Annotated in this window: 14 protein-coding genes; 6 read left to right on the top strand and 8 right to left on the bottom strand. The window is 57.8% G+C overall.

Going from position 1 to position 20,332, the window contains the following annotated elements; genetic code table 11:
• Window position 1: 1 nt before the first annotated feature.
• Entirely contained in the window at window positions 2-1,036 is a 1,035-nt protein-coding gene (waaF, locus tag H8F23_RS22885; protein WP_194935864.1) for a lipopolysaccharide heptosyltransferase II, read from the bottom strand.
• Window positions 1,037-1,346: 310 nt separating this feature from the next.
• A complete protein-coding gene (gene glnE, locus H8F23_RS22880; protein WP_194935863.1) occupies window positions 1,347-4,286 on the bottom strand; it encodes a bifunctional [glutamate--ammonia ligase]-adenylyl-L-tyrosine phosphorylase/[glutamate--ammonia-ligase] adenylyltransferase in 2,940 nt (979 codons plus the stop codon).
• Between the two features lie 384 nt (window positions 4,287-4,670).
• Here glnE and aceE point away from each other — a divergent pair, with 384 nt between their 5' ends.
• From aceE to msrA, 5 genes are all read left to right on the top strand, one after another.
• On the top strand, window positions 4,671-7,316 hold the full coding sequence (gene aceE / locus H8F23_RS22875) for a pyruvate dehydrogenase (acetyl-transferring), homodimeric type (protein ID WP_007915682.1): 2,646 nt from the start codon (window positions 4,671-4,673) through the stop codon (window positions 7,314-7,316).
• Window positions 7,317-7,327: 11 nt separating this feature from the next.
• A complete protein-coding gene (gene aceF, locus H8F23_RS22870) occupies window positions 7,328-9,292 on the top strand; it encodes a dihydrolipoyllysine-residue acetyltransferase (RefSeq protein ID WP_194935862.1) in 1,965 nt (654 codons plus the stop codon).
• A gap of 275 nt (window positions 9,293-9,567) precedes the next feature.
• Entirely contained in the window at window positions 9,568-10,965 is a 1,398-nt protein-coding gene (locus H8F23_RS22865; protein ID WP_194935861.1) for an alkaline phosphatase D family protein, read from the top strand.
• Window positions 10,966-11,217: 252 nt separating this feature from the next.
• Complete coding sequence (locus H8F23_RS22860; RefSeq protein ID WP_194935860.1) at window positions 11,218-13,914, top strand: putative bifunctional diguanylate cyclase/phosphodiesterase; 2,697 nt, start codon at window positions 11,218-11,220, stop codon at window positions 13,912-13,914.
• A 202-nt stretch (window positions 13,915-14,116) separates the two neighbouring features.
• Complete coding sequence (gene msrA / locus H8F23_RS22855) at window positions 14,117-14,782, top strand: peptide-methionine (S)-S-oxide reductase MsrA (protein WP_194935859.1); 666 nt, start codon at window positions 14,117-14,119, stop codon at window positions 14,780-14,782.
• Between the two features lie 129 nt (window positions 14,783-14,911).
• Here the strand turns inward: msrA and H8F23_RS22850 are convergent, their stop codons facing one another.
• Window positions 14,912-15,751 (bottom strand): 23S rRNA (adenine(2030)-N(6))-methyltransferase RlmJ, encoded by an 840-nt coding sequence (locus H8F23_RS22850; RefSeq protein ID WP_007915674.1) that lies wholly within the window; start codon window positions 15,749-15,751, stop codon window positions 14,912-14,914.
• 423 nt (window positions 15,752-16,174) lie between these two features.
• Between H8F23_RS22850 and H8F23_RS22845 the strand changes: the two genes are divergently transcribed.
• Window positions 16,175-16,606: a hypothetical protein gene (locus H8F23_RS22845; RefSeq protein WP_194935858.1), complete on the top strand. Its 432-nt coding sequence runs from the start codon at window positions 16,175-16,177 to the stop codon at window positions 16,604-16,606.
• Window positions 16,607-16,696: 90 nt separating this feature from the next.
• On the opposite strand, the gene H8F23_RS22840 is transcribed toward H8F23_RS22845, so the two are convergent.
• From H8F23_RS22840 to H8F23_RS22820, 5 genes are all read right to left on the bottom strand, one after another.
• Window positions 16,697-17,017 (bottom strand): hypothetical protein, encoded by a 321-nt coding sequence (locus tag H8F23_RS22840; protein ID WP_194935857.1) that lies wholly within the window; start codon window positions 17,015-17,017, stop codon window positions 16,697-16,699.
• 332 nt (window positions 17,018-17,349) lie between these two features.
• The gene (locus H8F23_RS22835) at window positions 17,350-18,072 is read right to left on the bottom strand and encodes a DUF4123 domain-containing protein (protein ID WP_194935856.1); all 723 of its coding nucleotides are present in this window, start codon (window positions 18,070-18,072) and stop codon (window positions 17,350-17,352) included.
• A 10-nt stretch (window positions 18,073-18,082) separates the two neighbouring features.
• Window positions 18,083-18,553, bottom strand: a complete 471-nt coding sequence (locus H8F23_RS22830; RefSeq protein ID WP_194935855.1) for a hypothetical protein — start codon at window positions 18,551-18,553, stop codon at window positions 18,083-18,085.
• A 57-nt stretch (window positions 18,554-18,610) separates the two neighbouring features.
• Window positions 18,611-18,946, bottom strand: coding sequence for a hypothetical protein (locus tag H8F23_RS22825; protein WP_194935854.1), 336 nt, complete (start codon window positions 18,944-18,946; stop codon window positions 18,611-18,613).
• Between the two features lie 185 nt (window positions 18,947-19,131).
• Window positions 19,132-19,521, bottom strand: a complete 390-nt coding sequence (locus H8F23_RS22820) for a hypothetical protein (RefSeq protein WP_194935853.1) — start codon at window positions 19,519-19,521, stop codon at window positions 19,132-19,134.
• Between the last annotated feature and the right edge of the window lie 811 nt (window positions 19,522-20,332).

Below are 20,332 nucleotides of genomic sequence, written 5' to 3'. Positions count from 1 at the left end.
CTTAATGAACCTCGACCACAGAGCCCTGCAACTTCTGCAAGGCATCGTTGACCGCGTCCGGCATCAGCTGGCGCAGGCAGTTGTAATGGCCGAAGCGGCAGGTGCGGTCGAAGCACGGGCTGCAATCGAGGCCCAGACGAACCACTTCGACATGCTCGGCCAGCGGCGGGGTAAAGCCCGGCGAAGTCGAACCGTAGACCGCCACCAGTGGACGGTTCAGCGCAGCGGCAACGTGCATCAGGCCGGAGTCGTTGGAGACCACCGCGTCGGCGCAGGACATCAGGTCGATGGCCTCGGCCAGCGAAGTGCCGCCGCTGAGGTTGACCGACTCTTCACGCAGGCCAGGAATCAGTCGAGCGCGGATATCTTCACCGACCGCATGATCGTTCTTCGAACCGAACAGCCACACCTGCCAGCCTTCACGAATGCGCGCTTCGGCGACTTTGGCGTAGTGCTCGGACGGCCAGCGCTTGGACTCGCCAAACTCGGCGCCAGGGCACAGGGCCAACACCGGACGGTCGAGGGTCAGGCCGAACTTGGCCAACGCTGCTTCGCGAGTGACCGGGTCGATTTGCAGGCTTGGGCGCGGATAAGGCTTCGGCAGCTCGGCGTTCGGCTCATAGGCCAAAGCCATGAACCGCTCGATCATCAACGGATAGCGTTGTTTGTCGAGGGTGCGTACATCGTTGAGCAGGCCGTAGCGGAATTCGCCGCGCCAGCCGGTGCGTTTCGCAATGCCGGCGAAAAACGGCACCAGCGCCGACTTCAGCGAGTTGGGCAGCAGGATCGCCTGATCGTACTGACCACGCAGGGATTTGCCGATGCGCCGACGCGTCGCCAATTCCAGCGCGCCGTGGCCGAGCGGGAAGCTCAAGGCCTTGCGCACTTCGGGCATGCGCTCAAGGATCGGCCGGCTCCACTCTGGGGCCAGGACGTCGATTTCGCATTGCGGATGGCGCTGTTTGAGACACTGAAACAGTGTCTGTGCCATCACCATGTCACCGACCCAACTGGGCCCAACGATCAGAATATTCATGTGGTTTCCAAAAACGAACCGGGGAGGCATTTACGCCTCCCCGCCTCGAGAATCACTGAGGGAGCGGCACTGCTGGCGATGGGTCATTACCTTCAACATGACTGTCGACTGTCACTCCGCTATCGCGAGCAGGCTCGCTCCCACATGGTTTTGCATCTGCTCACATATCTGCGACTCACCGCAGATCTATTGTAGGAGTGAGCCTGCTCGCGATGGGGTCGTTACATTCAACATTGATGTTGTCTGACACTTCGCTATCGCGAGCAGGCTCACTCCTACAGGGTTTTGCATTCGTTCACACATCTGTGTTTCAGCTTAGCCCCATCTCTTTCCAGATCCGTAAAACCTGTCGCCGTTCTTCGACAAACTGGTCACCTGCAATCACCCCGGCGTCCTTCTGCAACGCCTGCCGGTGAGCGGCGGAGCGGTAGGCTTTATAGGCCTCGCGCAACAGGCTGGCATCTTCGGCAGGCATCAGCCCTTCGTGTTCCAGCTCTTCCAGAATGCGGATGTTATCGGTCCAGCGCAGCAGTGGCGGGTGGCTTTGCGACCACGCCAGAGCCGCGTATTGCACCATAAATTCAATATCGACGATACCTCCGGCGTCCTGCTTGAGGTCGAAGGGCGCCGTGGCGTCGAAGGCATTTGCCGCCGTACCGGCCGCGGTGCTCTTGGTGCCGAGGTTATCGCGCATCTTCGCGCGCATCTCACTGACTTCCTGTTGCAACTTGGCCAGATCGCGCGCCTTGCCCAAGACCTGCGCGCGGACTCTCTCGAACGCCTGGCCGACATCCTGACTGCCGACCAGCACCCGAGCCCGCACCAACGCCTGATGTTCCCAGGTCCAGGCTTCATTTTCCTGATAGCGCGCAAATGCCCCCAGCGAACTGACCAACAGCCCCGAAGCACCGGAAGGCCGCAGACGCATGTCCACTTCATAGAGCTGACCGGAGTTGGTCTGCGCCGTCAGCAGGTGAATGATCCGCTGCCCCAGGCGCGTGAAGAACTGCGCGCCATCAATCGACTTCGGCCCGTCGGTTTCGGCCTGCGGATCGCCGTCGTGAATAAACACCAGGTCCAGATCCGAACCATGCCCCAGTTCCAGGCCGCCGACTTTGCCATAACCGACAATGATGAAGCCGGGATCGCACAAGGTGCCGTCGGTGCGCAGCGGCGTGCCGTACTTGGCCACCGTCTGGCGCCAGGCCAGGGCCAGCACTTGCTCGAGAATCGCCTCGGCCAGCCAGGTCAGGTAATCGCTGACTTTCATCAGCGGCAGGCTGCCGGCGATTTCCGACGCCGCCACGCGCAAGCGGTGCGCCAATTTGAAATGGCGCAAGGCTTCCATTTGTTGTTCGAGGTCGTCTTCGGGAATCCGCGTCAGGCGCTCGCGCAACTCAGCCGCCAGTTCCGGCGCCAAGGGCGGCTTGAACAAACGACCTTCGTTCAGCAACTCATCAAGCAGCAGCGGGAAACGCGTAATTTGCTCAGCGATCCACGGGCTCGCGGCGCACAACGTCAGCAAGCGCCGCAGTGCACCGGGGTTTTCCGTCAGCAAGACCAGATACGCCGAACGCCGGGCCACCGCCTCCACCAGCGGCAATACCCGCTCAAGCACCAGATCCGGGTTGGCGTGTTCCACAGCCTGTGCGAGCAGACGCGGAATAAAGGCATCCAGACGCTCACGCCCCAACCGCTGCATCGCGCGCAATTGCGGGCTGCTGCGCAATCCGGCCAGCGCTTTCAGGGCTTTGCTCGCATCAGCAAACCCGCCCTCCTCCAACTGCCGGCACGCCGCCTCTTCGTCTTGCGCCTCTTCCCATAGCGGCAGCCATTCACCGCCGACCACCACTTCACTTTCGGCGTTTTCATCCTCGTCGGGATCGGCAATCACCTGGGCGAAGTGCCAGGCCACGCGGCCGCGCCAGAACATCAGCTTCTCGTGGAAGGCGTCCCAATCGGCAAAACCGAGCATAAACGCAATGCGCGCCTGATCCTGCGCGCCATCCGGCAGCATCTGGGTCTGGCGGTCGGCGATCGCCTGAATGGCGTGTTCGGTGTAACGCAGAAATTCGTAGCCCTCGCGCAATTCGCCGATCACCGCTGGCGGCAGATAACCCTGCCCTTCCAGCGTGCTCAGCACCTTTAATAGAGGACGCTGTTGCAGGCTCAGATCGCGGCCGCCGTGAATCAACTGAAAAGCCTGCGCGATGAATTCGACCTCGCGGATGCCGCCAGAGCCGAGCTTGATGTTGTCGGCCATGCCCTTGCGCCGCACTTCCTGCTGGATCAACTGCTTCATGGTGCGCAACGCTTCGATCGCCGAGAAGTCCAGATAACGCCGGTAAACGAACGGTCGCAGCATGTCGAGCAACTGCGCACCCGCCACCTGATCGCCGGCCACCACCCGCGCCTTGATCATCGCGTAGCGTTCCCAGTCCCGGCCCTGATCCTGGTAATACTGCTCCAGCGCATTGAAGCTCAGCACCAGCGCGCCGGACGAACCGTAAGGGCGCAGGCGCATGTCGACGCGAAACACGAAGCCGTCGACCGTCATCGGATCCAGCGCCTTGATCAGGCGCTGGCCGAGCCGGATGAAGAATTCCTGATTATCCAGCGAGCGCTTCACGCCAACGGTCTCGCCGCCCTCGGGGTAGGCGAAAATCAAATCGATGTCGGAAGACAGGTTCAACTCGACCGCGCCGAGCTTGCCCATGCCGAGGATGACCATCTGCTGAGGCTCACCGCTGCGGCGGCCGGTCGGCGTGCCGAACTGTTCGCAATGGCGGCTGTACAACCATTGATAGGCCTGGTCGATGGTGGCGTCGGCCATGTCCGAGAGATCCCGGCAGCTCTGTACCAGATCGGCCTGGCGGGTGAGATCGCGCCAGATGATCCGCACTTGATGACGGGCGCGCTGGCGGCGCAGGGCGCGACCGAGTTCATCTTCATTCTGGGCAGCGTTCACCGCAGCGGCAATCTGCGCACACAATTCACCCGGCGCGAAGGCCCGGTCGAGTTCGCCGGACTGCACCAGTGTGAGCAACATCAAAGGGTCACGAACGCTCTGTTCAATGACGAATTCGCTGGCGGCGGTGACGCGGGCGAATTGCGCCCAGCGCTCTGGCGTCCAGCTCGCCAGGCCGTGATCGTCTTCCAGCGCGGCGACGGCCGTACGGAACGACTGCTCCGATCGAGTGACCAACGGCAGGAGAATGGCGGGCAGTTCGGCAAGCACGGGCAGGGTCATGGTCTATCCTTGATCGGCGTGTAAATGGCCGCTTGTAGTGATTGGTGAAAAGCCGCTACCCGGAAGACTGTCGAACAAAAGTTAGAAATAGCTGAAATTTCTTTCTCGTTGGCAGCGAACATCAAAGTTTCACCTTTTTCGGATGGTAAAAGACCAACCTTAACGATTATTCTCACAACGCAGCCGGAGGCCACAAGCCATTCTTCTGTAGTTTTACTACTCGTCTATACATTCGAAAGGCTGAAATGCCGGAAGATTTGTAGTAAAACTACACGCCGCCGGAACAACCTATCGGCAATCCAAGAATTTTAAATCGTCTGCCCACAAGGCCAGTCGCAAACTCAGGCAACCGATTCTGGAAGCCTTTCCGCCCTGGAGCAAGCCATGCAAGACCTCGATCCCGTCGAAACCCAGGAATGGCTGGACGCCCTGGAATCGGTTCTCGACAAAGAAGGCGAAGACCGTGCTCACTATCTGATGACCCGTATGGGCGAACTCGCGACCCGCAGCGGCTCGCAGCTCCCTTACGCCATCACCACGCCTTACCGCAACACCATCCCGGTAACCCACGAAGCACGCATGCCTGGCGACCTGTTCATGGAACGCCGCATTCGCTCGCTGGTACGCTGGAACGCGATGGCCATGGTAATGCGTACGAACCTGAAAGATTCTGACCTGGGTGGTCACATCTCCAGCTTCGCTTCCAGTGCGACCCTGTATGACATCGGCTTCAACTACTTCTTCCAGGCCCCGACCGACGAACACGGCGGCGACCTGATCTACTTCCAGGGCCACACTTCGCCAGGCGTTTACGCCCGTGCGTTCATGGAAGGCCGCATCACCGAAGACCAGATGAACAACTTCCGCCAGGAAGTCGACGGTCAGGGCCTGTCGTCCTACCCGCACCCTTGGCTGATGCCTGACTTCTGGCAGTTCCCGACCGTATCCATGGGTCTGGGTCCGATCCAGGCGATCTACCAGGCACGCTTCATGAAGTACCTGGAACACCGCGGTTTCATCCAGCCGGGCAAACAGAAAGTCTGGTGCTTCCTGGGCGACGGCGAGTGCGACGAGCCGGAATCCCTGGGCGCGATCTCCCTGGCCGGCCGCGAGAAGCTGGACAACCTGATCTTCGTCATCAACTGCAACCTGCAGCGCCTCGACGGCCCGGTTCGCGGCAATGGCAAGATCATCCAGGAACTCGAAGGCGTGTTCCGCGGTGCTCAGTGGAACGTGACCAAAGTCATCTGGGGCCGTTTCTGGGACCCACTGCTGGCCAAAGACGTCGACGGTATCCTGCAACGTCGCATGGACGAAGTCATCGACGGCGAGTACCAGAACTACAAAGCCAAAGACGGCGCGTTCGTCCGTGAACACTTCTTCAACACGCCAGAACTCAAGGCGATGGTTGCTGATCTGTCCGACGACGAGATCTGGAAACTCAACCGTGGCGGCCACGACCCGTACAAGGTCTATGCGGCTTACCACGAAGCGGTCAACCACAAAGAACAACCAACCGTTATCCTGGCCAAGACCATCAAGGGTTATGGCACCGGTGCCGGCGAAGCGAAAAACACTGCGCACAACACCAAGAAAGTCGACGTCGACAGCCTGAAGTTGTTCCGCGATCGTTTCGACATCCCGGTCAAGGACGAAGAGCTGGAGAACCTGCCGTTCTTCAAGCCAGAGCCAAACAGCGCCGAAGCCCGCTACCTCAGTGAGCGTCGTACTGCACTGGGCGGTTTCGTGCCTCAGCGCCGCGCACAAAGCTTCAGCGTACCGACGCCGGACCTGGACACCCTCAAGGCCATCCTTGACGGCTCCGGCGACCGTGAAATTTCCACCACCATGGCCTTCGTGCGAATCCTCGCGCAACTGGTCAAGGACAAGGAAATCGGCCCGCGCATCGTTCCGATCATCCCGGACGAAGCCCGTACCTTCGGTATGGAAGGCATGTTCCGTCAGCTCGGCATCTACTCGTCCGTCGGTCAGCTCTACGAGCCAGTCGATAAAGACCAGGTGATGTTCTACAAGGAAGACCAGAAAGGTCAGATCCTTGAAGAAGGCATCAACGAAGCAGGCGCCATGAGCTCCTTCATCGCTGCCGGTACTTCGTACTCCAGCCACAACCAGCCGATGCTGCCGTTCTACATCTTCTACTCGATGTTCGGCTTCCAGCGTATTGGCGACCTGGCCTGGGCCGCTGGCGACAGCCGTACCCGTGGCTTCCTGATCGGCGGCACCGCCGGCCGGACCACCCTGAACGGTGAAGGCCTGCAACACGAAGATGGTCACAGCCACCTGCTGGCCGCGACCATCCCGAACTGCCGCACCTACGATCCAACCTACGGCTACGAGCTGGCGGTGATCATTCAGGACGGCATGAAGAAGATGACCGAAGAGCAACAGGACATCTTCTACTACATCACCGTGATGAACGAGTCGTACCAGCAGCCAGCCATGCCGGCCGGTGCCGAAGAAGGCATCAAGAAAGGCATGTACCTGCTCGAAGAAGACACCCGCGATGCGGCGCACCACGTCCAGCTGATGGGCTCCGGCACCATCCTGCGTGAAGTCCGTGAAGCGGCGAAGATCCTGCGTGAAGAGTTCAACGTCGGCGCTGACGTGTGGAGCGTTACCAGCTTCAACGAACTGCGTCGCGACGGCCTGGCCGTAGAGCGCAGCAACCGTCTCAAGCCTGGCCAGAAGCCTAAGCTGAGCTACGTCGAAGAGTGCCTGAACGGCCGTAAAGGTCCGGTCATCGCGTCTACCGACTACATGAAACTGTTCGCCGAGCAGATCCGTCAGTGGGTACCGTCCAAGGAATTCAAAGTCCTCGGCACCGATGGTTTCGGCCGCAGCGACAGCCGCAAGAAACTGCGTCATTTCTTCGAAGTTGACCGTCATTTCGTGGTGTTGGCAGCCCTGGAAGCACTGGCTGACCGTGGTGATATCGAACCTAAAGTCGTGGCTGAAGCCATCGTCAAGTTCGGCATCGACCCGGAAAAACGCAACCCACTGGACTGCTGAGGAGACATTTTGTGAGCGAACTCATTCGCGTACCTGACATCGGCAGCGGTGAAGGTGAAGTAATTGAACTGTTTGTGAAGGTCGGCGACCGTATCGAAGCCGACCAGAGCATCCTGACCCTGGAATCGGACAAGGCCAGCATGGAAGTGCCGGCCCCGAAAGCCGGCGTCATCAAGAGCCTGAAAGTGAAGCTGGGCGACCGTCTGAAAGAAGGCGACGAACTGCTTGAGCTGGAAGTCGAGGGCGCCGCTGAAGCGGCCCCTGCTCCTGCCGCTGCGCCGGCTGCAAAAGCGGAGGCCAAACCGGCTGCAGCGCCTGCTGCCGCTGCACCAGCCGCTGCCCCTGCTGCCGCTTCGGTTCAGCAAGTGCACGTGCCGGATATCGGCTCTTCGGGCAAGGCACAGATCATCGAGATCCAGGTCAAGGTCGGCGACACCGTCGAAGCTGATCAATCTTTGATCACTCTGGAATCCGACAAGGCGAGCATGGAAATCCCGTCGCCTGCCGCTGGCGTGGTTAAAGCCATCAGCGTCAAGCTCAACGACGAAGTCGGCACTGGCGACCTGATTCTGGATCTGGAAGTGGCGGGTGCTGCGGCCCCTGCTGCTGCCGCTCCGGCCCAGGCTGCTGCACCGGCCGCTGCCGCTGCGCCTGCTCCGGCAGCCGCGCCAGCAGCACCGGTGGTTGACAGCGTTCAGGACATCCACGTTCCGGACATCGGCTCGGCCGGCAAAGCCAAGATCATCGAAGTGTTGGTCAAGGCTGGCGACAGCGTTGAAGCCGACCAGTCGCTGATCACCCTGGAATCCGACAAGGCGAGCATGGAAATCCCATCGCCTGCCGCTGGCGTGGTGGAAAGCGTTTCCATCAAGCTGGATGACGAAGTCGGTACCGGCGACCTGATTCTGAAGCTGAAAGTCAAAGGCGCAGCGCCTGCTGCTGCCCCGGCTCCAGCTGCCGCCGCTGCTGCTCCGAGCGCTCCAGCACCTGCCGCTCCGGCTGCCGCTGCTCCTGCACCTGCTGCCGCTCCAGCCGCCGCACCGGCCAAGCCAGGCGCGAAAGTTCACGCCGGCCCTGCCGTGCGTCAACTGGCCCGTGAGTTCGGCGTCGAGCTGAACGCTGTCGGCGCCAGCGGCCCGCACGGTCGTATCTTGAAAGAAGACGTGCAGGTTTACGTCAAAGCGATGATGCAGAAGGCCAAGGAAGCACCGGCCGCTGCTGCTGGCGCAACCGGTGGCGCGGGCATCCCGCCGATTCCGGTCGTCGATTTCAGCCGTTTCGGCGAAATCGAAGAAGTGCCGATGACTCGCCTGATGCAAATCGGCGCGTCGAGCCTGCACCGCAGCTGGCTGAACATCCCGCACGTGACTCAGTTCGATTCGGCTGATATCACCGAGCTGGAAGCCTTCCGCGTTGCACAGAAAGCCGTTGCAGAGAAGGCTGGCGTCAAGCTGACCATCCTGCCGCTGCTGCTCAAGTCGTGCGCGCACATGCTCAAGGAGCTGCCGGACTTCAACAGTTCGCTGGCACCAAGCGGCAAAGCGATCATCCGCAAGAAATACGTGAACATCGGCTTCGCCGTCGACACCCCGGATGGCCTGCTGGTACCGGTCATCAAGAATGTCGACCAGAAGAGCCTGCTGCAACTGGCAGCCGAAGCCGCTGCGCTGGCCGCCAAAGCCCGCGACAAGAAGCTCACCGCTGACGATATGCAGGGCGCCTGCTTCACCATTTCCAGCCTCGGCCACATTGGCGGCACCGGCTTCACGCCGATCGTCAACGCGCCGGAAGTGGCGATCCTCGGTGTTTCCAAGGCAACCATCCAGCCAGTCTGGGACGGCAAAGCCTTCCAGCCGAAACTGATGCTGCCGCTGTCGCTGTCCTACGATCACCGTGTGATCAACGGCGCCGCTGCCGCACGCTTCACCCAGCGTCTGGGCAGCCTGCTGGCGGACATCCGCACGATCCTGCTGTAACTCGATCGGCCCTCCGGCAACGGAGGGCCGATTGCTGCACCCTTTCGAGCGCCACACGCTCGTACCTCAACCCCGTCAGTTTGGCGGGGCTTTTTTTTGCCTGAAGAAACACCTCCCTCGTCTTTTCCCACACGTCGCGCTGACATCGGCCACAACTCCGGTCGACTTGGCACCGATCTTTTTTATTCGATACGCAACTAACCTAGGCGCAACCAATTCAACTAATAAAACTTATTGGAACCCTGTTAATTCAAGTTAATTCGAATGGATTCGACATGTTAAAACCAACTATCGGCCCAATTACCGGCCACGTTACAACTGATCATGCGCGCATCTTCATGCGTGGCGATCGTCAGAACAACTCGCCGGTATTTGCCGGGATCCGTTATCGCGCTTCCAGCACACAACATTGGTCCAAAGGTAACTTTGCGCAACTGAGCGAATTACGCGACATGTCACATGTGTTCGCCCTCAACAACTTGAGTGCCGACACCGAATATGAATATCAGACCGGCTGGTTCAGCCCGATGAATCCGGTGCATACGCCAGACAGCGTTGCCGAGTTGCCGTTGCAATGGCCGCGGGAAATCTATCGCCTGCGCACCCGCTCCAGCAAAGCCCTGCACCCCAGAGCCTACATCGTCGGCTCCTGCCGCTACTTGCGCATGACCGCTGGCATAGCCTCCCTGCCGCAACTGGGTGACCGGATCTTTGCATCCATCAATCAGGTCATCGAGGGCATACAACCCCCGATCAGCGCGGTATTGATGACCGGCGATCAAATTTACGTGGACGACTTGAACTTGGTCGCACCGGATCGCGAATACAAAGACATCCTCAACAAGTACCGCGCCGCGTTTTCCCAATCCAACATTCAACGGTTGATGTCTGGCACTTCGACTTACATGATTCTCGATGATCACGAAATCGAAGATAACTGGCCTGCCAATGCCAGCAAGTCCGACGGCGACTTGTACCGTAACGCAATGGCTGCCTATGAGTTGTATCAGGCCAGTCATAGCCCGGTACATCCGCTGACAACTAACGGTGAAATAGATCACTCGACACTTGAGCACTACTGGTATCAATTCAGCGACGGCGATATCGAATGGTTTGTCACCGATAGCCGCACCCGTCGCAACTTGTCAGCCGACGACCGACGCATCCTCGACGAGGCACAGGAACAGGCCCTGCTCAAATGGCTGAGCCACAGCACGGCGCGGGTCAAGTTCGTGGTCACCAGCGTGATGTTCTATCCCGATCGCAAACGCCACGGCGATGACGCCTGGAAAGCCTTTCCCGAACAACGCCTGCGCCTGCTGGAAACCATCCGCACCCGGCGAATCAAGAATGTCGTGTTCATTTCCGGGGACGTGCATGGCTCGCTGACGGCTCGTTTGACACACAGCGAAGACCCGGACTTCGAAATCCACACGGTGGTGTCCTCGCCGCTGTGCAACAGCAAACTGCTGCCATATGCCAAAGCGTCCACGTTCATCCTGGATCAGCCGCTGGTGCGCACGGCGGCGGGCGATTATCGGCATGAACTGACCAGCACAGTGGTGAGTGAAGACAATTTTGCCCACTTGGTGGTCGAGGCTGATCAGCTTGTGGTCAATTACCATGATCGGGATGGAAAACGGCTGCAGTCGATCGCCATAAAGCTGCGCTAAGCCTTAAAGATCGCAGCCTTCGGCAGCGCCTACAGAGGGCGCATTCCCCTGTAGACACTGCCCAAGGCTGCGATCTTTTACTCTTTTCAACGACGTGCTGGAGAAATGCCCGACGCAGCCGACATATTCTTATAGCACTTGGCCTTCATGTCTCTTGTCAGTCAGTGCCGCAATGATGCAACCTTGCCGCAGGCAACAGTAAAGAGGGCGAGAGCCCAGCGCGTTCAGCATATTTCCAAGCGAGTTCCCTTCATGAAGAGCCAACCCGATGCCGCCAGCCGTATGGCGGCCGAGGTAGTGACGCAGTTGCCTGTGCCCTCGCGGCTCGGCATGCTGCGTTTCGAGCGCTTGAATGAAGCCAGTTGGGCGATGCTGTTTCTCGATCCCAACTGTGAACGCCAGTTCGGCCAGCCGGCCGTTGAGCTTTGCGCCCTGGTCGGTTCACCTTACGCCAGCCTGATGGAGCCCGAAGCGCGCTATCAACTGCACGACGCGATCCAGCAGCAACTGCGCGACAGCCCGCATTATCTGGTGCGCTATACCCTGCACACCGCCGCAGGCAAGCTGAACATCCTCGAATTGGGCGAAGCGTATAAACAGCACAATCGTCATCTGCTGCGCGGCTATCTATTGGCGGTCGATGATGTGTTCGACGAAGTGCCGCAGGTGCCCTGCGTCGACCTCGAAACCCAGAATTCGCGCCTGCAAATCGCCCTTGAACTGAATCAACGCGCCCAGCAGGAACAACTGCAGCACCTGGAACGCGTGCGCGCCCAGCAGGACCTGATTCTGCTGCTCGCGCGCCAGCGCTACAGCACGCACAACTCGTTGCAGGAAGCCGCCGAGCTGATCACCCGCTGCGCCTGCGATATCTATGAAATCGACTGCGCCAGCTTGTGGAACCTCGAAGGCCAGCATCTGGTGCCGATCTCCGCGTACCATCGCGCGAACCAGGAATACCTGCTCCCGGACGTGATCGACATCAGTGGCTTCCCCGATTACATGGACGCCCTGCACGGCAGTCGCGCCATTGATGCAAACAACGCGATGCGCGACCCGCGGACCCGGGAGATGGCCGAAGCCCTGCGCCCGCGCGACGTCAACGCCATGCTTGACGCCAGTATTCGCGTCGACGGGCAAGTGGTCGGCGTGCTGTGCCTGGAACAGACCGGCGTCACCCGCGCCTGGCAGTCCGATGAAATCGCCTTTGCCGGCGAGCTGGCGGACCAGTTCGCGCAAGTCATCAACAACCACAACCGCCGCACGGCCACCAGCGCCCTGCACCTGTTCCAGCGTGCAGTCGAGCAAAGCGCCAACGCGTTTTTGCTGGTCAATTGCGATGGCGTGGTCGAGTACGTCAACCCGAGCTTCACCGCGATCACCCAATACACCACCGAAGAAGTCCACGGCCAGCGTCTGTCCGAGCTGCCGGCGCTGGAAAACCTCAGTGAACTGTTGTTCGACGCGCCCTCGGCGCTGGCCAAGAGCAACAGTTGGCAGGGCGAATTCAAAAGCCGCCGCAAGAACCTCGAACCGTACTGGGGTCAGCTGTCGATCTCCAAAGTCTACGGTGACAACCGTGAGCTGACGCATTACATCGGCATCTACGAAGACATCACCCAGACCAAACTGGCGCAGCAGCGCATTGAGCGGCTGGCCTACACCGACAACCTGACCAACCTCGGCAACCGCCCGGCGTTTATCCGCAATCTGGACGAACGCTTCGCCCGCGACAGCGACACGCCGATCAGCCTGTTGCTGGTCGACATCGACAATTTCAAGCGGATCAACGACAGCCTCGGTCACCAGACCGGCGACAAGCTGCTGATCAGTCTGGCCCGGCGTCTGCGCAACAGCCTGAGCCCAAGTGGCAGCCTCGCGCGGTTCGCCAGTAACGAGTTTGCCGTGCTGCTCGACGACACCGACCTGGCGACCGGTCAGCAGATCGCCAACCAATTGCTGGCGACCCTCGACAAGCCAATGTTCGTCGACAACCAGTTGATCAGCGTCACCGGCTCGGTCGGCCTGGCGTGCGCGCCGCTGCACGGTCGCGACCCGCAAACGCTGATGCGCAACGCCGGTCTGGCGCTGCACAAAGCCAAAGCCAACGGCAAACATCAGGTGCAAGTCTTCACCGAAGCACTGAACGCCGAGGCCAGTTACAAACTGTTCGTCGAGAACAACCTGCGCCGCGCCCTGACGCAGAACGAGCTGGACGTGTTCTACCAGCCCAAGCTGTGCCTGCGCAGCGGACGCTTGCTGGGCATGGAAGCGCTGTTACGCTGGAATCACCCGGAACGCGGCATGATCCGCCCGGACCAGTTCATCAGCGTCGCCGAAGAAACCGGCCTGATCATTCCGATCGGCAAGTGGATTGCCCGCCAGGCCTGCCGCATGAGCAAAGCGCTGACCGCCGCCGGCATGGGTAATCTGCAAGTGGCGATCAACCTCTCGCCGAAACAGTTCTCCGACCCGGATCTGGTCGCCTCCATCGCCAACATCCTCAAGGAAGAAGCGCTGCCGGCCAATCTGCTCGAACTGGAACTGACCGAAGGCCTGCTGCTGGAAGCCACCGAAGACACGCACTTGCAGCTCGACCAGCTCAAGCGCCTCGGGTTGACGCTAGCCATGGATGACTTCGGCACCGGGTATTCATCGCTGAGTTATTTGAAGAAATTCCCGATCGACATCATCAAGATCGATCGCAGCTTCATCCATGAAATCCCCGATAACCAGGACGACATGGAAATCACCTCGGCGGTGATCGCCATGGCGCACAACCTGAAACTCAAGGTTGTGGCTGAAGGCATCGAAACTGCCGAGCAACTGGCGTTCCTGCGTCGACACCGTTGCGACGTCGGCCAGGGATACCTGTTCGACCGGCCGATCCCGGGCGGCGAGCTGATCCAGGCTCTCAAGCGCTATCCGCGCGGCCCGCTCTGCCTCTAACCCCGCTACCCCATTCTCGCCATAACATGCCGCCCCCTGTAGGAGCTGCCGAAGGCTGCGATCTTTTGATCTGGTTTTTAAAAAGCAAAATCAAAAGATCGCAGCCTTCGGCAGCTCCTACATTGGGTAGTGATTAACTCGGCATCATTCGGCACACTGGCGGTCTGACTTTTTACATCCAACCTGACTGAGAGGAACGATCATGGTTCTGCGCTCGGAAATTCTGGTGAACAAAAACGTGCTCCCGACCAAAGAACAAGCTCTGCCCGGCCGCGAAACCGCGATGACCCTGCCTGAAAAGCACTTCGTGTTTGAAGAAACCCCGCTGCTTGGCCCGTTTTTCCAGGACGTCGATTTTGCGATCTTCGGTCTGGGCTGCTTCTGGGGCGCCGAGCGCCGCTTCTGGCAGCGTGAAGGCGTGGTCAGCACGGTCGTCGGTTATGCCGGTGGCTTCACGCCGAATCCGACCTACGAAGAAGTCTGCTCGGGCCTGACCGGCCACGCTGAAGTGGTGCTGGTGGTGTATGACAAGGCCAAAGTCAGCTATGAAGAGCTGCTGGCGATGTTCTGGGAACTGCACAACCCGACACAGGGCATGCGCCAGGGCAATGACATCGGCACCCAGTACCGCTCGGTGATCTACGCGACCTCGCCTGAGCATCTGGACGCAGCGCTGAAGAGCAAGGCTGTGTATCAGGCGGAACTGTCGAAGGCGGGTCTGGGCGAAATCAGCACCGAGATCGATCAGGCGCCGACCGTGTTCTTCGCCGAGGCGTATCACCAGCAGTATCTGGCGAAGAACCCTGAGGGTTATTGCGGGATTGGCGGCACCGGCGTGTGCATGCCAGCGAGCCTGGCGGGTAATTAAACCCTGAAAGCAAAAGATCGCAGCCTTCGGCAGCTCCTACAGGAGATCAGTGATCGTCCGCACATTGGTGGACGACACCGAACCGTGTAGGAGCTGCCGCAGGCTGCGATCTTTTGATCTTGCCGTTGATCAGCTCTCGGCAATCAACCAATCCATCTGCCAGCCACCCTGGGTCTGCCCCAGTTTCTTCGACAACCACGGCAGCAGCTCACGCAATTCTTCCTCCAGACCCCACGGCGGATTGGCAATCGCCATGCCCGAACCGTTCAGGCTGTTCGGCGTATCCAGCGGATGCACCAGCAGTTCCACACGCAGCAACTTCGGCGCACCGGTGCCGGCCAGATCCTGATAGAACCGCCGCAACGCACGCTGATCCTTCACCGGATACCAGATCGCCGCCACGGTTTGGCGCATGCGGCCAATCGCCTCTTTCAACGACGCCGCGCAACGCTGCATCTCATCGAGCTGTTCGAACGGCGGATCAATCAGCATCACTGCACGCTTCTCCTGCACCGGCAACATCGCACGCGCCACGTGCCAGCCCTCGCCCAGATGCACTTTTACCCGGCGATCACCGGCCATGTTGTCCTTGAGCAGCACACCGTCTTCGGGGTGTTTCTCGTTGAGCATCACCCGGTCCTGCGGGCGAGTCAGGCGCCGCGCCAGCTCCGGCGAACCCGGGTAGTAGCGCAGCTGGCCATCCGGGTTCATCTCGTGCAACACCTTCATGTAGTCGGCGGTCAGCGCCGGCAGATCCGGCTGATCCCACAAGCGCGCGATGCCTTCCAGGTACTCACCGGTACGGTTGGCCTGATCGCCCTGCAAGTCATACAGACCGATGCCGGCGTGCGTGTCGAGATAGGCAAACGGCTGCTCCTTGCGCGACATCAGGGCGATGAGGCGGGTCAAGGTCAGGTGTTTGAACACATCGGCGTGATTGCCGGCATGGAAGGCGTGACGATAATTCATGATTGCTCCTGCGAAGGGCGCAAAGTTTACCTTTTACCGGGCGGCAAGTCAGGGGTTGGCGGCTGAGCGGACAAAAGCCTTTCCCTCACCCTAACCCTCTCCCGGAGGGAGAGGGGACTGAAGGTGGTGATCTTGCGGGTTACATCGACCTGAAAGATCAGCGTGATCTCAGGCTTGGCCAAGCGAAGATCAGCGCGGAAGTCGCAGGTCGGCGCACATCACCCAGGCACCTCGGTCAGTCCCCCGAAAGAACACCACCCTCCAGGCTTGGCCAAGCCAAGTTCACCGCTTAAGTCGCAAGCCGGCGTAGATCACCCAGACAACTCGGTCAGTCCCCTCTCCCTCTGGGAGAGGGCTAGGGTGAGGGGCTTTGCTTTTATGGCGTTAAACTGGCTAACCATGAACGACAGGAAGTCAAAACTCATGCGATATCTGATCATCTGTTTACTCAGCCTTCTTAGCCCATACCTCGCCCTTGCCGACGAAACCCACATTGAACAGGCACGCCAGACACTAAAGAACTACGGCCTGAGCCACTGCATTCTGAAGCCATTCAAAGAACGCTCCGCGCTGGAAAAAGACATTGCACTGTCCGCCAATGCCTATTCGTTCATGGGCAAAGGCATGCATACCATTCTGCAAAATGAAGACACGCTGCAGGTGCTGCACGATCCCTATGAAGAAACCCGAAACTACGTGTTGACGGCTTACGAGCAGACACCTTCAAACAGCAAATACTCGAATGAAAAAGTAGTGTTTCCTGGGTGCCTGCAGGTCTACAACTCCGAAGCGTTCAACAGTTTTATCAAAACTCAGGATGCGTACATTTCCGACCGACGCGTTGATATCCATTAACGTCAAAAGATCGCAGCCTTCGGCAGCTCATACAAGGTAAACACCAATCCCGTGTAGGAGCTGCCGAAGGCTGCGATCTTTTGATCTTTTTCAGGCGGGCATGCTGCGCAGGCGCCTGCCGATGACATCGAGCACATCGCAGCCGTCACGCAGAGGGATCACGCAGAGCTGGGCGAAGTCGCTGAGGATGACGGAGTCGCATTCGACCGAGCCGCGCATGCACATGTTTTCCAGCACCTGGATCACGGCGCGCAGACGATGGTTGGCGGCGTCCATGAGGATGTCGAGGGGCACGTGGGTGTCGATGAACAGCGTAGGCATGTCGCTGCAATTGCCGGTCAGGGCCATGAAGCGGTTGTCGGGATGGGGGATGATTTTTTCGTAGGGTGGATCGGGATGCAAAGTCGTCATTTTGTTATCTCCATGATTGATAAACGTAAGTCGCCAACGCACCTTCCTACAGGTTTGGGTGGCAGCTGTGCGCAAGAGTAGGAACCGAGCAATCATGGACCTCGGTCACGCCGAAGCGTGTCCCACGCACAGCCGCCGCGAACGATCTTACGGACTTGAATCAAGTGCCGCAAAAATCCAACGAACTGTAACGTCATGAAAGCGAGGGTTCCTACACCCTGTCACCACTCTCGCAGTGACAACGAAAAGACTATCCCTGCAACCCACCGCCCACCAGTTCATGAAAACCGCCGCAACTCGAAGGAAACGTCCGAAGCCTTCGCCCGGAAATGTCACTCCGACTCTGCAAGCAAATACGCCAACAACGCCGATTGCGACGATTCTTCCGACGTTGAACTCTGAAAAAACTGCCCAACCTTGCAGCGCAAAACCACCTCGGGAAATGCCTCGAACAATGCCGGATGCTCCTCGCTCAGCCACTGCACAGCGTTGCCGACCCGGACTTCATCACCCGCCGAAGCCAACACCGAATCAGGCACCGCCCACCAAGGAAACACCCGCCCCGAAACCGGCGCCCGCCCCCCGATTTCCAAGGCCTGACCATTGATCAGTCCGCGTGAAATCACCGGCAACAACTGCGCCGCATCTACGGCATCGGATTGCAGGATCGGCAACAAAAAACGTCCATCCCAAAACCGAAAAAACACCGCTTTGCCGTCCGGCATCAGCACCTGCGTCAGGCTGCGAAAATGCTCAACCACCACTTCCTGGCTCGCCGAAGACACCGCCAACCAGCCCCAATCAAGAGACTCAGTAGTCGCCACCCAATCGAGAAACTCACTGTCTGCCGGGACAATTCCCACGAAGGGCATCACCGCATCCCACTCGGCGTAAATAGTGTCCGCCCAAATCGGACTTGGCGCTTGAGCTTTCGCTGATACCTGCCAGGCCTTGAATGGCTCGGAATCGCTCACGTTGCTGAATATGGCGAAAAGTTTTTCGGTGCTGTTAAGAGGATGGATTTGTAGCCATTCTTTGCTGCTATGTCCCTGCATAAAATCTCCTCTAGCCCCAGTTCACCACCAAACCAAAATAATGCAGAGTTGCTGATATCCAATCAACCCAGCTCAAATACTCAAGAACAAATTCATAAATCAAGGAATAAGAAAATGCAAAAACAAAGGACAAAAAATTAACTTTGATCAACACCCTCAAGCCCGCGGGAAATTTTTCGAAATCATCCTGACTCAAATCCCCTCGCCGTATCGAAAGCGACGAAAATGTCAAAACAGTCCAGACGGCAGCTAATATTTCACCTTTTGAATGAAAACTTGCTCCCTTTATCGGACCCCGACACTTTATCGCCTCAGACTGACCAAGAGATTCAAATATTTCCTCCATTCTGAACAAGACCAAATAAACCGACATGAAGATCGCAGCAAAAAAAAGAAGAGCCGCAGTGGTTTTTATCCAGAGAAACACCTCATAACCGTATACATCAAACCATTCAATCGCATTTAAAATCAGAAAATCCACTTATCCATTCCGCGCGTAGTCCGCAACAGGTTGCGTTCCCAAAGATGTCGAAAAATCTTATTTCAACCATCCCATATATTTACCAATAACAAAAAGCACAACCATAACCACACCCAGCACGAGCGCTGAAAGATGCATACCTTGAATATAGATCCTCAGGCCTGACGGGACAGCTTCATAATCTCGGGAATCCAATTCGCCATTACTGATAGATCTCTTGTAGCGAAAAATCATCCAACCTAGATTCATCGTTAAAAACATTCTGCTGGCAATCCCCTTCTTCAGAAAATGCTGACGGATTTGAATACCACATGAATGCCTAAAAAACTCAAAAAGCCTGTCAAATTTTAAATATGAAAAATGCAACTGAAGAAAAAACAGCACAATACCCAAACCGATATCGAGTATTGCAATTACAAAAAAATATTCTCCGAGTTATACATCACTCACTCCATTGATATATTTTTTCGCCAACACCTTCACCGATAGCTTCGCCTAATACTGCACCTCCAAATACACCAACGCCTGTTGCGATTACGCCACAGACAAGCAGCCCCTGCGTAGGTGAGACTGTTACGTTAAATCCAACCCATATATTTACAACCAATCAAAAAAACGATCAGCGCCACTCCGCCGCCAAGTGCAGCCAGATAAAAAAATCGAATAGCTCTCAGTAAACCGAGAGGAAAATTCAAATAGTCATCTTCGTCCAAAGAACCGCCCTTAATTGCCCAAGACGGCAGTACCAAGCATGACCCCAAGCACGCAAATACAAAAAAAGCACCAAACACCCCCCCAGACAAAAAAGACTTACGCTTCAAAACGCCCAGGGAATTATCAAGGTGACTTAGAATCCTTTGTCTTTTAAAAAAATATAGATATGCCTGGCCTACAGCAGATATAAAAACAAGCCCAAAAAACAAACCACCAAAAATCAAAACAAACCAAAATTCGTCGTCATTGGTCATTCATACACCCCCTCATAAATGACTTCTCCAAATTTCTCCCCCGCTACTTCTCCGCCCACCCCACCGCCGAGCGTTCCGACACCGACTAAAACAAGAGAGCAACCGACTACGCCAGCTCCTGCAGTGACAAGCCCGATACCCACACAAACAAGAGATCCAAGAGCCCCGCCTGCCATACTTCCTCCCACGGCACCGGCAAACTTCCCGCCTTCCGAAAACCGAACCTTCCTGCACGCTGCTTCAGTTCCAATCCGGCAGGTCTCCTTCACTTTGAGCCCGGAGGCGGAAGCCCCTATTGCAATACCAACCAACCCACCTACTTTCATCACCTTACCGGCTCTGCTCACCCCATCAATGTGCGTCGCGTAACCTGGAATACCACCCGCAGTACCTGCCTTGGTCCAATGATGTACAAGGCTGCGACTTGAAATCCCCAATGCACTTTTCAGTTTCGGATGATTGGGTATGCCCACTCCTTTGCGTACTAAAGGGCCAAGATTGCTATCCAGCCGTCCCATCAGCTTTTTGCGTTCGGCAAAAAACTCCGCACCTTGAAGCTTCCCATGTTTGTCAAACGTCCGCTTATGCAGGCTTTCTATATCTACAAGGATGTCTTTGAGATTGCCCAAGTGTGTGGCGAACATCGCCGAGCCTATGCCCAGACCGGTGGAACCTTGCGATAGAAACGATCCAATTTCTTCATGGTGGCGCGATACAAACTCAGCTTCTGCATCGCTCAAAGGTTCGAGTGCCGTATCAACTTTCTGCGCCGCCTCCATCAGCAACGCCTCTTCCCGAGTGCATTGTGTAT

Source organism: Pseudomonas neuropathica (assembly GCF_015461835.1).
In the GTDB taxonomy this organism is placed as follows: domain Bacteria; phylum Pseudomonadota; class Gammaproteobacteria; order Pseudomonadales; family Pseudomonadaceae; genus Aquipseudomonas; species Aquipseudomonas neuropathica.
This window is presented reverse-complemented; position numbering and strand designations above follow the sequence as displayed.

What these genes read in the sequence shown, in the direction of transcription:
- waaF (WP_194935864.1), bottom strand. Translation starts at nt 1,036, where the DNA reads ATGAATATTCTGATCGTTGGGCCCAGTTGGGTCGGTGACATGGTGATG.
- glnE (WP_194935863.1), bottom strand. Translation starts at nt 4,286, where the DNA reads ATGACCCTGCCCGTGCTTGCCGAACTGCCCGCCATTCTCCTGCCGTTG.
- aceE (WP_007915682.1), top strand. Translation starts at nt 4,671, where the DNA reads ATGCAAGACCTCGATCCCGTCGAAACCCAGGAATGGCTGGACGCCCTG.
- H8F23_RS22865 (WP_194935861.1), top strand. Translation starts at nt 9,568, where the DNA reads ATGTTAAAACCAACTATCGGCCCAATTACCGGCCACGTTACAACTGAT.
- H8F23_RS22860 (WP_194935860.1), top strand. Translation starts at nt 11,218, where the DNA reads ATGAAGAGCCAACCCGATGCCGCCAGCCGTATGGCGGCCGAGGTAGTG.
- msrA (WP_194935859.1), top strand. Translation starts at nt 14,117, where the DNA reads ATGGTTCTGCGCTCGGAAATTCTGGTGAACAAAAACGTGCTCCCGACC.
- H8F23_RS22850 (WP_007915674.1), bottom strand. Translation starts at nt 15,751, where the DNA reads ATGAATTATCGTCACGCCTTCCATGCCGGCAATCACGCCGATGTGTTC.
- H8F23_RS22845 (WP_194935858.1), top strand. Translation starts at nt 16,175, where the DNA reads ATGCGATATCTGATCATCTGTTTACTCAGCCTTCTTAGCCCATACCTC.
- H8F23_RS22840 (WP_194935857.1), bottom strand. Translation starts at nt 17,017, where the DNA reads ATGACGACTTTGCATCCCGATCCACCCTACGAAAAAATCATCCCCCAT.
- H8F23_RS22835 (WP_194935856.1), bottom strand. Translation starts at nt 18,072, where the DNA reads ATGCAGGGACATAGCAGCAAAGAATGGCTACAAATCCATCCTCTTAAC.
- H8F23_RS22820 (WP_194935853.1), bottom strand. Translation starts at nt 19,521, where the DNA reads ATGACCAATGACGACGAATTTTGGTTTGTTTTGATTTTTGGTGGTTTG.